The following is a 13516-nucleotide window of genomic DNA, read 5'->3' on the forward strand; positions in this document are numbered from 1 at the left end:
CATTTTCATGCGGCGGTCACCCTGAACATGGCAAGCGCGTCTGGCCCTGGCCGGCCGCAGCCGTTAACCTTTGCGCCGCGGCGCCCGCGCCGTCCCGCTGCCATGCCCGGCAATTGGCGGCTATTTCCCTACGCAAAGGCCTGACTCGATGTCCGCACTGATCTGTGGTTCCCTCGCCTACGACACCATCATGGTGTTCCCGGACCAGTTCAAGAACCACATCCTGCCGGACAAGGTGCACATCCTGAATGTGTCGTTCCTGGTGCCGCGCATGCGCCGTGAGTTCGGCGGTTGCGCCGGCAACATCGCCTACAACCTGCATCTGCTGGGCGGCGCGCCGATCCCGATGGGCACGGTGGGCCAGGATTTCGGCCCCTACCGCGAGCATTTCGAGACGCTGGGCATCGATCTGTCGCGCGTGAAGATCATCGATGACCTGTTCACCCCGCAGGCGTTCATCACCACCGACCACGACAACAACCAGATCACCGCCTTCCATCCGGGCGCGATGATGCGCAGCTACGAGAACCACGTGCGCGACGTGCCGGGCGTGACCCTGGGCCTGGTGGGCCCGGACGGGCGCGAAGGCATGATCCAGAACGCGGAAGAGTTCGCTGCCGGCGGCATCCCCTTTATCTTCGATCCCGGCCAGGCCATGCCGTTGTTCAACGGCCCGGAGCTGCGCGAGTTCATCGAGCAGGCCGACTACGTGGTGGTCAACGACTACGAGTCCAACCTGCTGCAGGAACGCACCGGCTGGAACGAGCAGGACATCGTGTCGCGCGTGCAGGCCTACATCACCACGCAGGGCCCGAAGGGCGCGCTGGTGCACACGCCGGAAAAGACCTACGACATCCCGCCGGCGCACGAGCGCCGCGTGGTGGACCCCACCGGCTGCGGCGACGCCTTCCGCGCCGGGCTGATCTACGGCATCCAGCACAACTACGACTGGCTGACCATCGGCCGCATGGGCAACCTGATGGGCGCGCTGAAGGTGGAGCACCCGGGCACCCAGAACCAGCGCTTCGACTTCACCGAGTTCAACGACCAGTTCAAGCAACAGTTCGGTTACGCGCTGTAAGCACGGCAGCGGCGCCGCAGGGTGCTGATGCTGTAAGCGAATGACCTGGCGCCGCGCGCCGTGGTGCCGGAGCCGGCAGTGGGTGTGATGGTTGCTGCCAGGCGCACTGGTAGCTCATGCACCGATGTCCCGGTCAAATACGTTTGGCCGATAGCGGGTTCGCCCGTGGCGATGGCGCGGGTGTGCATCTCCCCCGCTCGCCTCGTCCTCTTCTTCCCATCCGAAGCGATCTGGACAGTTGTGTAAAAACTCAGCGCGGCGGCGAGCCGCTGCCTGCGGCTGCCGATCTGCTACGGCGGGCAGTGGCAATGGCACAGCGCCGGCATCAAGTCATGCGCACCAGGTGTCCAAGGCCGCGAAACAGCAGTTCGGCGAAAACGCCGCCGTCCTGCGTAAAGCCCGCGCAAGCTTGCAGTGCAATGCAGCGAACTCAGCAATAACTGAGTGCCGACTTCGCCGAGTGATAACCGCCTGCCGTGGTCGCCCTATCTGCGCAAACCGCCGCTGCGCGCGTCGTCACAGCGCGCCAGCGTGGTCCGGCCCGCCATACCGCAGCAGGCATTGCGTCACCGCCGTCGCGCTTTGCTGCGATGCGGTTTGAGCATGGGCCCGGTTTGTGTCTCTACTGGCGCCTCGCGCCCTTCGAGGAACGCTGGCCCATGTCCGAGCCGAGCGTTGTGGCCAGCACCTCCATCGTCCTGCCGGAGATCGAGCCGGAACTGCTCCAGCAGATCCGCCGGCTGCGCGATATCGCTCCGTTGGCGGCGCCGCTGTCGCGCTCCTGGCGTCGCTGCCTGGAGGACTACGCCTTGTTGCCGGAGGCGCTGCCGGACCCGATGGTGCATGACGCCCTGCATGTGCGCGAGCGCCAGCAACGGCTGGGCGATGTGTTACGGATCGCCCGGGTGGAGATGGAAAATCTCTACGAGCAGATCGCCGGCAGCGGCTATGCGGTGATCTTTGCCGACGCCGATGCCACCGTGCTGCACAGCGTGCACGACCCCACCCTGCTGCGCGAATTCCGCCAGGTCGGCCTGTTTGCCGGCGCCAGCTGGGCCGAGCGCCATCAGGGCACCAACGGGCTGGGCACCTGCGCGGCCGAGCGCACAGCGGTGAGCGTGCACCGCGGCGAGCATTACCTGACCCGGCACCTGCCGCTGTCGTGCTGCAGCGCGCCGATCCTGGACGCGCACGGCGGGCTGCTGGCGGTGCTGGATGCCTCCACCCCCAATGCCCAGGACGGCAAGCAGATCCAGCGCCATACTGTGGCGCTGGTGAGCATGTCGGCGGCGCAGATCTCGCGCTCGCACTTCCTCAACCAGTTCGGTCACGCCTTCATCCTGCGCTTCCACAGCCGCCCGGAGTTCGCCGGCCTGCTGCATGAAGCACTGATCGCCATCGGTGCCGATGGCCGCGTGCTGGCCGTCAACGAGGCGGTGCTGGAGCAGCTGGGCAAGCTGGACCGCAGCCAGCTGGTGGGCCGCGACATCTCGCAGGTGATGCAGCTGGACTTCGACACCATCGAGCACCGCGCCGGCAGCGATGCCGGCACCTTGTGGTCGATCCGCTGCGCCTGCCACGGCCGCCGCTTCTATGCGCTGGTGCGGCCGCCGCGTGCGCGCCCGGCGCTGCCGGCGGTGGGCGGGCCGGCACAGCCGGCACCGGAAACAGAATTGAACCCTGGCGAGCATGTCGGCTCGGACCCGCGCATGCGCCACAACCTGGCCAATGCGCTGAAGCTGGCGGCGCACCGCGTCTCCATCCTGCTGCGCGGCGACACCGGTACCGGCAAGGAGGAGTTCGCCAAGGCCGTGCATCGCGGTTCGCCCTGGGCAAGCGGCGCGTTTGTGGCGATCAACTGCGCGGCCATTCCCGAGGCGCTGATCGAAAGCGAATTGTTCGGCTATGCGCGCGGCGCGTTTACCGACGCCGCGCGCGAAGGCCGCCACGGCAAGTTGCTGCAGGCCAGCGGCGGCACCTTGTTTCTGGATGAAATCGGCGACATGCCGCTGCCGTTGCAAAGCCGCCTGCTGCGTGTGCTGGAAGAACAATGCGTCACCCCGCTCGGCAGCGAGCGTGCGGTGCCGCTGGAGTTGCACGTGATCAGCGCCAGCCACCGTGACCTGGCCCAGCGCGTCTCCGCGGGCGAGTTTCGCGAAGACCTGTATTACCGGCTCAACGGCGTGGTGCTGCATCTGCCGCCCTTGCGCGAGCGCAGCGACAAGGCCGAGTTGATCCGCACCCTGCTGCGCGAAGAGAACAACGAGCGCGGTGTGCGCATCAGCGAAGAGGCCATGCATAAACTGCTCAGCTACGCGTGGCCGGGCAATCTGCGCCAGCTGCGCAACGTACTGCGCACCGCCGCGGTGCTCTGCAGCGACGCGGTGATCCGCCTGCCCAACCTGCCGCAGGAAATCGTCGATGCCGGCAGTGCGCCGTGCCTGGTCGATGGCCGCGCCGTGGCCGCCGACGACATGCCCGGGCGGGTGGCGCTGGACCAAGCCGAGCGCCTGGTCCTGCAGCAGCAACTCGAACGACACCGTTGGAATGTGAGCCGCACCGCCGACGCGCTGGGCATCAGCCGCAATACGCTATACCGCAAGCTGCGCAAGCATGGGTTGGATACGGGGTGATTGAGGGGCGGGGATTGGTGATTGGTGATTGGGGATTCGTCAAAGCCAAGGCATTGGCTTTGCGCTGACATTTAGAGCGATCAACACAATTATTTCTTGGCCATCAGACTGAGGGTGCTGTTGCCTGGTGCGGCGTGTGTCACACGCGCATGTCGCGATTGCGGAGCGGATGATCTGGGCTCAACTGCAGGGCCCTTGCCCGCCCACCATCGCGGGACACGCTGCAAGTACGTCCTTGTAAGCGCTTACGCGGCATCCATGCCGCGTAAGGTCCCGCGACGGTGAGCGGGCAAGGACCAGTCGAAATGGTCGGTGTGCATGGTGCAAGCAATGCTTGACATGGGTTGCTTAGATAACGGCGCGTCCGATCGTCTTCTCAATGAAAGCCGAGCAACGGACAAGATTTCAAGAAAACAACCGACCAACTCGCTGGTGCTGTGTCCTCGCCGCTTGCGGGACCGTGTGGCGGCATGGATGCCACCACCGAGCCCCCAGGGACGGGTTCACGGCGTGTCCCGCGAGCGGCGAGGGCACCGCACCCCCGACCAGCGCGACACGCGGCCCTCCAGAGACCGCCGGGCGCGGCTGGTGCTGACGCCTGATGAATCCCTAATCTCCAATCCCGAATCCCCGCCCCAAACTCACAACGCCCAACGCACCCCGATCAGATACTGCCGCGGCACACCGGGTGCGAGAAACCGGGCCGGGCCGGTTTCTACTGGCGCGTCCTGCGGGCGCGCCAGTTCGCCATCGGGGAACACGTCTTCAGCCACGGCGGCATACGTGGCGTAATGCCGGTCAAATACATTGTCGATCCGCGCGAACAGCGAGAGCCGTTCGCTGAGTTGCCAGCGCGCCTGCAGATCCACCAAGGCATAACCGGCGGTGCCGATGTCGATACGTTCGGGTGCGGGCTCGCCGTCTTCAGTGTTATCGACCTGGCCGTCTTCGTTGCCGCTGGCCACACGCCCCGACACCGCGCGCAACCCCGCACCCAGCGTCAGTGCATCGCCCTGCCATTCGACCCCGAGCTTGAGGTTGTGCCGCGGCAGTGCGGCAATGCGCAGCCCCGGGCGCAAGGTGATCACGCGTTCGCCGGAGAGCAGCTCACCGTCGCTGCGGTAGGTCGCATCCAGATAGCTGTAGCCGGCCGACCACTGCCAGGCGCCGGCCTGAAACCGCATTGCCGCATCGGCGCCCTGGTAGCGGGTGCGCCCCACATTGTCGAAATAGCCCAGTTGGGTGTCCGGTGCGCGCAGAAACAGGATGTCGTCGCGGTTGTCGGCACGGTACACCGACAAGGTGACATTGCTGTCTTGCGAAGGCGCCCAGCGCGCGCCCAACTCGTAGGTGCGCGAGATGATCTGCTCCAGCCGCGGGTCGGCCTGCAGCCCGGTTGGCAGACGGCACGGTTGGGTGGGGTCCGCGCAACCCAGCTCGATGGCAGTGGGTGCGCGGCTGTTCTGCGCGACCGAGCCATACACGGTGAGCCCCTCATGCAGGCGGTGGGTCACGCCCAGCGATGGATTGGCCTTGGCGTACACGAAGCGCTCGCGCGGGCGGTCGCCGTCTTCGGCGGTGGAAAGAATGTTGTCCACGGTGACGTGGTTCCAGCGCACCGCGGCAGTGAGATGGGTGGCCGCATCCAGCGCCCAGGTGTCGGCGACGAACACGCCCAGCGTCTTGGTGCTGCCGCGCACGCCGGAGAAGAACGCGCGTTCGGCATCCGGATCGGCGGCGACCGAGCGGTCTGGCTGCACCCAGCCCTCGCGGGCGAATTGCTGGTAACGCACATGGCCGCGATCGAAGGTGGCGCCGGTGCTGAGCGCATGGGCGCCCCATTGCTTGCTCACATTCACCGCCACGCCCTGCGCTTCCTGGCGCATCTGGGTGGTGTTGAGCGCGCCGGTGGGCAAGGTATCGGCATCGGCGCGCGCGACGTCGCAATCGGCATCCAGCGCAGTGCCGTCGGCGGCATAGCCGGAGGCGCACTCTTCGACGAACTCCTCGTAGTCTTCGCCGATGTCGCCATTGACGGTGTCACGCCGGCCCACCCGCGAGTAGGCCAATGCATGCAGCGCGGTGTCCGCATCGAAGCGGTGATCCAGCTGCGCGGTGAACAAGGTATTGCGGTTGCGGGTGAGGTCGGGCGAGGTGTAGACCGCACGGCGGTCGGCACGGTACAGGCCCGGCCTGCGGCCGTCGTCGGTGTAGCTTGTGTCCGGCAGCAAGCCGTTGCCGATCAGGCGGCTGCGCCCCTGCAGCACCGACAGGCTCCAGTCGGTCTGCTCGCCCTGCTTGCCGACCTTGCCGAACACCGTTCCCAGCCGGCCTTCGGACGCATCGCGCCAGCCGTTTTCATCGAAGCCGGTGACCGCAACAAACCCATGCCAGCCGTCGTTGCCGGCAATGCCGTAGCTGGCATCCAGGCGCTTGCGCGCGCCGCTGCCGATGCTGAGCTCCCCTTGTGCGCCGGGCGCGGTCAGCCCCGAGGCGGTAGTGAGCACCACCGCACCACCAAGCGTGTTGGGGCCAAACAACGGATTGGAACCGGGCATCAGCGTGACCGCATTGATCGCCGCTTCAGGCAGCATGTCCCAGCTGACGATGTCCGCGAAGGGTTCATTGAAGCGCACGCCATCCAGATACACCGACACGCCCTGCGAGGCACCCGGCAACGCGGAAGCGCGGAAGCCGTGGAAGGTGAGATCGTTCTGGAACGCACTGCCCTGCACGTCATTGCCATCCACGCCGACGAAACGCCGCTGCAGCAGATCGCCCAGGTTGTTGCTGCGCCCGCGCGCGAGCTCGGCGCGGTTGGCCGATTGCACCATGTAGGGCAGCTGCGCGGCATCGATGGTGGTGCCGGGGATCGGTGTGGCGGTCACTTCGATGCGATCCAGCCAGGTCACCTGCGGCGCCTCGGCCGCGATGCCCATCGCCGGCCCCGCCAGCAGCGCCATCGCGCATGCACCCGCCAACCTCTTCCGCTGCACTCCCGCTGCCCTGCGCTTGCCTGCTGCCATGCTGGTCTCCTCAATAAAGCACGATCGATTTGATGCCGCGCGCCGCACGCAGATCCGCCAGCGCCTGATTGATATCGTCCAATGCCAGCGTGCGCGTGATCAGCGGTGCAAGCTGCAGATCGCCACGCAGATACCGCTCCACATAACCGGGCAGTTCGCTGCGGCCCTTGACCCCGCCAAAGGCGCTGCCGCGCCACACCCGCCCGGTGACCAGCTGAAACGGCCGCGTGCTGATTTCCTGCGCGCCATCGGCGACGCCGAGGATGACGCTCTCGCCCCAGCCCTTGTGGCAGCACTCCAGCGCCGCGCGCATTGCACCGACATCGCCAATGCATTCGAAACTGTGGTCGGCGCCGCCGTCGGTGAGGTCTACGATCACCTGCTGGATCGGCGCGCCGTAGTCGCGTGGGTCCAGGCAGTCGGTGGCGCCCAGCGCGCGTGCCAAGGCGAATTTCCCTGGGTCGATATCCACCACGATGATGCGCCCGGCCTGCGCCAGCACCGCGCCCTGGATCACCGACAAACCGATGCCGCCCAGGCCGAATACCGCCACGCAATCGCCAGGGCGCACGTGGATGCTGTTGAGCACCGCGCCCACGCCGGTGGTGACCGTGCAGCCGAGCAGGCAGACCTGATCCAGCGGCGCATCCGGATGGATCCGCGCCACCGCGATTTCCGGCAGCACCGTGTATTCGGAAAACGTGCTGGTGCCCATGTGATGCAGGATCGGCCGGCCATCCAGCGAGAAGCGGCTGCTGCCATCGGGCATCAGCCCACGCTCCTGGCTGCTGCGAATCGCCTGGCACAGATTGGTGCGGCCGGAGCGGCAGAACTTGCAGACGCCGCATTCGGGCATGTACAGCGGAATCACGTTGTCGCCCACGCGCACGCTGGTCACGCCGATACCCACTTCCTCGACAACCCCGCTGCCTTCCTGGCCCAGGATCGCCGGAAAACTACTGGCCGGGGCATGCGCCAACGCATGCGCATCGCCGTGGCAGATGCCGGTGGCCACCAGGCGCACCAGCACCTCGCCCGGACGTGGCGGCTGCAGGTCCACTTCTTCGATGCTCAGCGGCTGGTGCGGGCCCCAGGCCACCGCGGCGCGTGTCTTCATCCAGCCTCCCGGGCGCGCATCGGCATGCTGCCGCTCAGCGCGCGATCACCACGCCCCACGGCAATTCGCCGACGGGGATCTGTTTGATCTCACGCAACGTGGCGGTGTCGATCACGCTCACCGAGTTGGAGCGCCCGTTGGCCACGTACAGCTTGTCACCGGCCGGGGTCAGCGCCGGATTCCACGGGCGCAGGCCGACCGGGATTTCGGCAATGCCGGCACCGGTGCGGGTGTCGAGCACACTCACGCTGCCAGCGCCGCCATTGGAGGCATACAGGCGCGTGCCATCGGCCGACAAGGTCACCCCGGCGGTGCGCACGCCGGCCGGAATGCTGGCCCGGCGCGTGCGTGTCTGCAGGTCGATCACATCCACCACGTTGGCGGTTTCCTGCGCGATGTACACGCTATGGCCATCGGGCGCGAAGGCCATGCCACGCGGATGGCCACTGGTGGCAACCACGCCGCGCGAACTGTGCGTGGCGAGGTCGATCATGTCCATGTCGTTGGAGCCCTCATTGCTGGTGAGCACCCACTTCCCGTCCGGTGTGTAGGCGCAGTGCTCCGGTGCCTGGCCGCGCGTGGCGATCACCTGCTGCACCTTGAACTGGCCGACATCGATCAGCATCACCTGGTTCTGGCCTTCCACGCAGATGGCGAATTGCGTGCCGTCCGGCGACAGCGCGATGCCCTCGGCGTTCTCGCCGATCTCCACGCTGCGCAGCACGCGGTCCTGCGTGGTGTCCAGTTCGATCAGGCGGTGATGCTCGGCATCGATCAGATACAGCTGCCCTTGCGGGCCAGGCAATACCTGCTGCAGCCGTTTGCCGAGCGCGCCCTGCGCACTGAGCGTGCGCACCACCGTATCGCTGGCGGTGTCGATCACCGACACCGTGCCGCTGCGCTGGTTGGGCACGAAGGCCAGCACCGGCGCAGTCGTCTTGGGCGGCGCGCTGGTGCTGGCGGCAGCGGCAGGCGTGGCAGCGGGCGCTGCGCTGTCACGTTGGCAACCTGCCAACGCCAGCAGCGCGCACAACACGCCTGCGGTGATTCTCCAACGTTGCCGCGCGGCCGCTGCCGTCATTGCGCCTTGCCCGCGGTCTTGTTGATGGAGTGGATGAAGGCCAGCAGTTTTTCGGTATCACCCGGCTTGAGCACCGGTGCGAACGGCGGCATCTGCCCCACCACCTTTTCATGGCCGATGCGGGTCTTGCCGTGGGTGATCATCGCCGCGGTGCCTTCGCTGATCAGTGCACGCAAGGTGTCGTCATCGCTGCCGTACACCCAGATGTCGTTGGTCAGCGGCGGACACATGCCACCGCCACCGGTGCCGCCATGGCAGGCGTTGCAGCCGGCGGAGAAATAGATCTTCTTGCCTTCGGCGATGAGCTCGGGCGTGACCTTGACCTCGGGCCCCTTCGGGATCGGCACCACTGCGGCAGGCGGCGCGGGCGGCGTAGCCGGGTCCGGCGCAGGCCCGGCGGCTGGTGCAGCGGCCGGCGTGCCCGGTGCGGGCGCTGCGGCATCGGCAGCCGGTGCGGATGTGCCGGCCGCAGGCGGTGCGTCGGCGGCAGGTGCTGGCGGTGCGTCCTTGCCGCAGGCGGCCAGCAGCACACTGACCAACAACGCGCACAGCGGTGCGCGCAGGGAACGATCGAAACGACGGGCAGTAACCTTGCGCATGAACGAACCTTTCTGACAATCGGAGGGAACACCGCGCACCCCTTGCACGCGGTGGATGACGCACTTATTGGGTGGTGCTGCGCTTGCCAGGTGCCAGCAGCGCGGCCAATGCCGCATCGCCGCGCTCCTGCGCCAAGGTCGCAGCGGTCTTACCGTCGCGATTGCGCGCAGCCGGGTCGGCACCGGCGGCCAGCAAGCGCTTGGCCGTCGCTTCGCGGCCGGAGGCAGCCGCCAGCATCAAGGCGGTGACGCCGGCCTGGTTGGCGCCACGTGCATCGGCGCCGTGCTTCAGCAATGCATCCAGAATGGCCGGGTCCTCGCGCGGTACTGCAAACATCACCGGCGTAAATCCGGTGCGGTTGGCGCCACGTGCCTTGGCGCCGGCTTTCAGCAAGGCCTCCACCACTCCGACGTCGGCGTACGACACCGCCAGCTCCAGCGCGTTCCAGCCATCGCTGGACACGGTGTCCAGTGGCGCGCGGCGGGCGACTAGCCGTTGCACGCTGTCCGCATCGTTGCCCCAGGCGGCCTTCATCAAGGCGGTCCAGCCGTTGCCATCACGCGCGTCCAGGCGTGCGCCGGCGTCGATCAGCAGGCCAACCAGGTCCGGTTCCTGATTGCGGATGGCCTGGTGCAACGGTGGCTCGCCCAGCAGGTTGGGCTGGTTGGCATCGGCGCCATGGCGTAGCAACCACGCTGCACGCAGCGCATCACCGGCATCCAGCGCGTGGGCCAGTTCCTGGTTCGGGTCTGCGCCATCGGCGATGCGCAGCTGCAGTTGGGCCAGCTCCTGCGAGGACGTCGCGGCATTGGTGCTCTTCGGTGCGGACGTGGGTGTGACATACGGCCCATGCGACGCCAGATCGCCGGCCACAATGCAGTCCGCACACCGCACCAGCGGCACGTGATAACTGCGCAGAATTTCATCGATCTTTCCGGCGCTCTGCTGCAGGGCGGTGTTCAGCGCATCGCGCAGTGCCGCGTTCTTGCGCGCCACTGCCCAGGCCATCGAATACTCCAGCACCGCATCGTCGATGGTGTTGAGCGGCACCACGCCAAGGTTGTTGCGTGCGGCGTAGTACCCGGCCACCGGGCCCCAGGATTCAGCCGCATCCAGCTCACCGGCGGCAACGCGCTCGACCAGCTTGCCGGGATGTTCTTCCGGCGCGGTCGCCGAGTCATAGAACAGGTATTGCACCTCGCCCGACACGCCGTGTTCGTACAAGGCCTGACGTGCGGGCGAACTCTGGAACACGCCCAGCCGCAGTTTTTTCAGGGCCGGGTCGTCGAGCGAGGTGGGCACCAGGTCCAGGCCCTTGCGCGTGACCAACACATAGGGCGAGCGATACAGCGGCCGTGTGGTCAGGCCCATTTCGAAATCGCTGTTGAGGTCCATCAACACATCGCAGCGGCCGGCATTGATGGTGCTGCGTGCCAGACCGCGCTGGTAATAGGTGCGCCATTCGTATTCCAGCCGGCGGCCCATGGCCTCGGCTACGACTTGCGCAATCTTGTTCTGGAAGCCTTCGCCAGCCTTATTGGACAACGGCATGTTGCCCGGGTCCGCGCATACGCGCAGCACCGACGGATCGGCGGCGGGCGGCGGCGGCGTGGACGCTGGCGCCGGCGACGCAGTGGGCGTGGCCGGCGCAGCATCGGAATGAGAAGCGCGAGCCGTCGGTGAGGACGGCTCGCGTGTGCAACCTGCGGCGACGAGTCCGAGGCTGCACCCCACCAGCACCATGCACAGGTGCCGGGTGAGGCCACGCACGCCGGCAGTGACCTGCCGGTGTGCGTGCCGAACGCCTTGCAGATGCATCATCGTGCGGTCTTCGCTGCTGCGTTGGCGGTGCCGCCACCTGCGGCCGCCGTGGCGGTCGCAGTGGCGGTCACGGTCTTGCCTGCACCATCAATGCGGAAGGTATGCACCATGCCGCCAAGCGGGATCTTGTCGAAGCCGGCGCCAAACGCCAGCCCGGCAGCACCCAGCGCGCCGTACGGATCAGCCGGATCCAGACCTGCCGCCACCGGCAAACCAATCCAGCCGCCGATGCCGGAGAACACCGCCACGTACTGGTGGCCATTGGCCTTGTAGGCGATCGGGTTGCCGATGATGCCGGAGGGCAACTTCATCTCCCACAGCTTCTTGCCGGTGTCCTTGTCCACTGCGCGGAACCAGCCATCCAGCGTGCCGTAGAACACCAGCCCGCCATCGGTGACCAGGGTGCCGCTCCACACCGGGAACTTCTCCTTGATCTCCCACTTGGACTTGCCTTCCACCACGTCGAACGCCTTGACAATGCCCAGTGCGCCGGGCTCGTTGGGCTTCATCATCACGTTGGCGAACACATACGGCAGGCCCATCATGGTGTTGCCGCGTTCCTGCGGCTCAAGCTCCATGTGCCAGTTGTTGGTGCCGCAGAAGAACACCGCCGAATTGGCCGGATCCACCGAGCACGGCTGCTGGTCCTTGCCGCCCATTGCCGACGGGAACGCCTGCACTTTCTTGCCGCGTTCCAGTGGCGAATGCGCAGCCACCTTCACCGGGCGGCCGGTCTTCATGTCGATGCGTTCGGCCCAATTGGCCGGCACGAACTTGTGCGCGCGCAGCAGCGTGCCGTCGCGGCGATCGAGCACGTAGGCAAAGCCGTTGCGATCGAACTGCACCACCGAGGGAACTTCCTTGCCGTCGATGGTCAGGTCGACCAGGATCGGCTCGTTGATACCGTCGTAATCCCACTGGTCGAACGGGGTTTTCTGGTAGCCCCACACTGCTTCGCCGGTGTCGATCTTGCGTGCGAACAAGGTCATCGACCACTTGTTGTCATGCTCGCCGTTGTTGCATTCCTCGTGCGAGGTCTTGCCGCAGCGGTACGACGGGCTCCACAGCCCCGGGTTGCCGGTGCCGTAGTAGAGCAACTTCAGCTTCGGGTCGTAGCTGTACCAGCCCCAGGCCGCACCGCCGCCGCGCTTCCATTCGTCGTTGGGAAAGGTCTTGACGCCCAGATCGCCGAGCTGCCCATGTTGCGGGTTGGCCTTGTTGAAGTCAGCGCCCAGGCAGATGGATTTGTCGGTGCCGGCCGCATCGCAGGACCACGCCTGCTTACCATCGGCTAGGTTGTAGGCGGCCACGCGCCCGAGCACGCCGAACTCGTTGCCGCTGATGCCGGCGATCACTTTGCCGTCGGCAATGATCGGCGCCATGGTGATGGTTTCGCCCTTGTCGGGGTGGCCGAGTTTCTGCTTCCACACTTCCTTGCCGGTCTTGGCATCAAGCGCGATCACATCGCCACTCAGGCTGCCGAACACCAGTTTGCCATCGGCATACGACGCGCCGCGGTTGACCGTGTCGCAGCAGGCCACTGCCACCGAGCGTTCGTCCTGCTGCGGGGTGTATTTCCACAACACCTTGCCGCCGTCGTCCTGCGATGCCAGATCGATCGCGTACACGTTGTTCGGATACGCGCTGACCATGTACATGATGCTGCCGATCACCAGCGGTTGGCCTTCGTGGCCGCGCGTAGCGTCGGTCTTCATTTCCCACGACATCTTGAGGTTCTTGACGTTGTCGCGATTGATCTCCGCCAACGGGCTGTGGCGGGTCAAGGCGAAATCGCGACCGACGCCGCCCCAGTTATCCGGGTTGCTGGCGTTGGTGGTGAATTCGCCATCGGTATCGACCACTGCGGCCGCCGGCGCCGCTGCGGCAGGTGCCGCCGTTTGCGCAGGAGCGGCAGGTTCGGCCGGCGTGTCTTTCTTGCAGCCGGCCAGCACAGCGCTCAGTGCAAGCATGAGCAACACGCCGCCACGCGCGCTGCGACAGGAAGATTGGTGCATTGCGTCTACCCCTCTCGATTGAACAACCCGTTGGTTGAAGCATCCCGAGGCGCCGGCGTGACAGCGGCCGATCGCATCGCAGACGTCGGAAACGTCGAGGGAGATAGAGCAAAGCCCATGCCAGCGCACTGGTGCGCTGCAC

8 protein-coding genes are annotated in these 13516 nt (G+C 66.5%); 2 read left to right on the forward strand and 6 right to left on the reverse strand.

The annotated features are described in order from the left end of the window. Positions 1-148: 148 nt before the first annotated feature. Both QRM89_RS08795 and QRM89_RS08800 read left to right on the forward strand, forming a co-directional pair. The gene (locus tag QRM89_RS08795; protein WP_228418503.1) at positions 149-1081 is read left to right on the forward strand and encodes a carbohydrate kinase family protein; all 933 of its coding nucleotides are present in this window, start codon (positions 149-151) and stop codon (positions 1079-1081) included. Between the two features lie 659 nt (positions 1082-1740). Continuing rightward, entirely contained in the window at positions 1741-3714 is a 1974-nt protein-coding gene (locus QRM89_RS08800) for a sigma-54-dependent Fis family transcriptional regulator (protein WP_016945071.1), read from the forward strand. Positions 3715-4355: 641 nt separating this feature from the next. Here QRM89_RS08800 and QRM89_RS08805 read toward each other — a convergent pair. Genes QRM89_RS08805 through QRM89_RS08830 form a run of 6 tightly spaced genes read right to left on the reverse strand, consistent with a single transcriptional unit; the run spans position 4356 to position 13374 of the window. Continuing rightward, positions 4356-6740 carry a TonB-dependent receptor gene (locus tag QRM89_RS08805; protein ID WP_285447805.1) on the reverse strand — a complete coding sequence of 795 codons (2385 nt, stop codon included), beginning with the start codon at positions 6738-6740 and terminating at the stop codon, positions 4356-4358. A 10-nt stretch (positions 6741-6750) separates the two neighbouring features. Next, positions 6751-7857, reverse strand: a complete 1107-nt coding sequence (locus QRM89_RS08810) for an S-(hydroxymethyl)glutathione dehydrogenase/class III alcohol dehydrogenase (protein WP_285447806.1) — start codon at positions 7855-7857, stop codon at positions 6751-6753. 34 nt (positions 7858-7891) lie between these two features. After that, a complete protein-coding gene (locus QRM89_RS08815) occupies positions 7892-8938 on the reverse strand; it encodes a beta-propeller fold lactonase family protein (RefSeq protein WP_103700271.1) in 1047 nt (348 codons plus the stop codon). Beyond that, positions 8935-9576 carry a c-type cytochrome gene (locus QRM89_RS08820; RefSeq protein WP_042597427.1) on the reverse strand — a complete coding sequence of 214 codons (642 nt, stop codon included), beginning with the start codon at positions 9574-9576 and terminating at the stop codon, positions 8935-8937. The genes QRM89_RS08815 and QRM89_RS08820 overlap by 4 nt, the downstream gene beginning before the upstream one ends. Positions 9577-9601: 25 nt before the next feature. After that, complete coding sequence (locus tag QRM89_RS08825) at positions 9602-11359, reverse strand: quinoprotein dehydrogenase-associated putative ABC transporter substrate-binding protein (protein ID WP_343237676.1); 1758 nt, start codon at positions 11357-11359, stop codon at positions 9602-9604. After that, positions 11356-13374 carry a methanol/ethanol family PQQ-dependent dehydrogenase gene (locus QRM89_RS08830; RefSeq protein ID WP_323529264.1) on the reverse strand — a complete coding sequence of 673 codons (2019 nt, stop codon included), beginning with the start codon at positions 13372-13374 and terminating at the stop codon, positions 11356-11358. Before QRM89_RS08830 ends, QRM89_RS08825 begins: the two co-directional genes overlap by 4 nt. Positions 13375-13516 lie beyond the last annotated feature (142 nt).

This window comes from Xanthomonas sp. LMC-A-07 (assembly GCF_030208825.1).
Lineage (GTDB): Bacteria > Pseudomonadota > Gammaproteobacteria > Xanthomonadales > Xanthomonadaceae > Xanthomonas > Xanthomonas campestris.

What these genes read in the sequence shown, in the direction of transcription:
- QRM89_RS08795 (WP_228418503.1), top strand. Translation starts at nt 149, where the DNA reads ATGTCCGCACTGATCTGTGGTTCCCTCGCCTACGACACCATCATGGTG.
- QRM89_RS08800 (WP_016945071.1), top strand. Translation starts at nt 1,741, where the DNA reads ATGTCCGAGCCGAGCGTTGTGGCCAGCACCTCCATCGTCCTGCCGGAG.
- QRM89_RS08805 (WP_285447805.1), bottom strand. Translation starts at nt 6,740, where the DNA reads ATGGCAGCAGGCAAGCGCAGGGCAGCGGGAGTGCAGCGGAAGAGGTTG.
- QRM89_RS08810 (WP_285447806.1), bottom strand. Translation starts at nt 7,857, where the DNA reads ATGAAGACACGCGCCGCGGTGGCCTGGGGCCCGCACCAGCCGCTGAGC.
- QRM89_RS08815 (WP_103700271.1), bottom strand. Translation starts at nt 8,938, where the DNA reads ATGACGGCAGCGGCCGCGCGGCAACGTTGGAGAATCACCGCAGGCGTG.
- QRM89_RS08825 (WP_343237676.1), bottom strand. Translation starts at nt 11,359, where the DNA reads ATGATGCATCTGCAAGGCGTTCGGCACGCACACCGGCAGGTCACTGCC.
- QRM89_RS08830 (WP_323529264.1), bottom strand. Translation starts at nt 13,374, where the DNA reads ATGCACCAATCTTCCTGTCGCAGCGCGCGTGGCGGCGTGTTGCTCATG.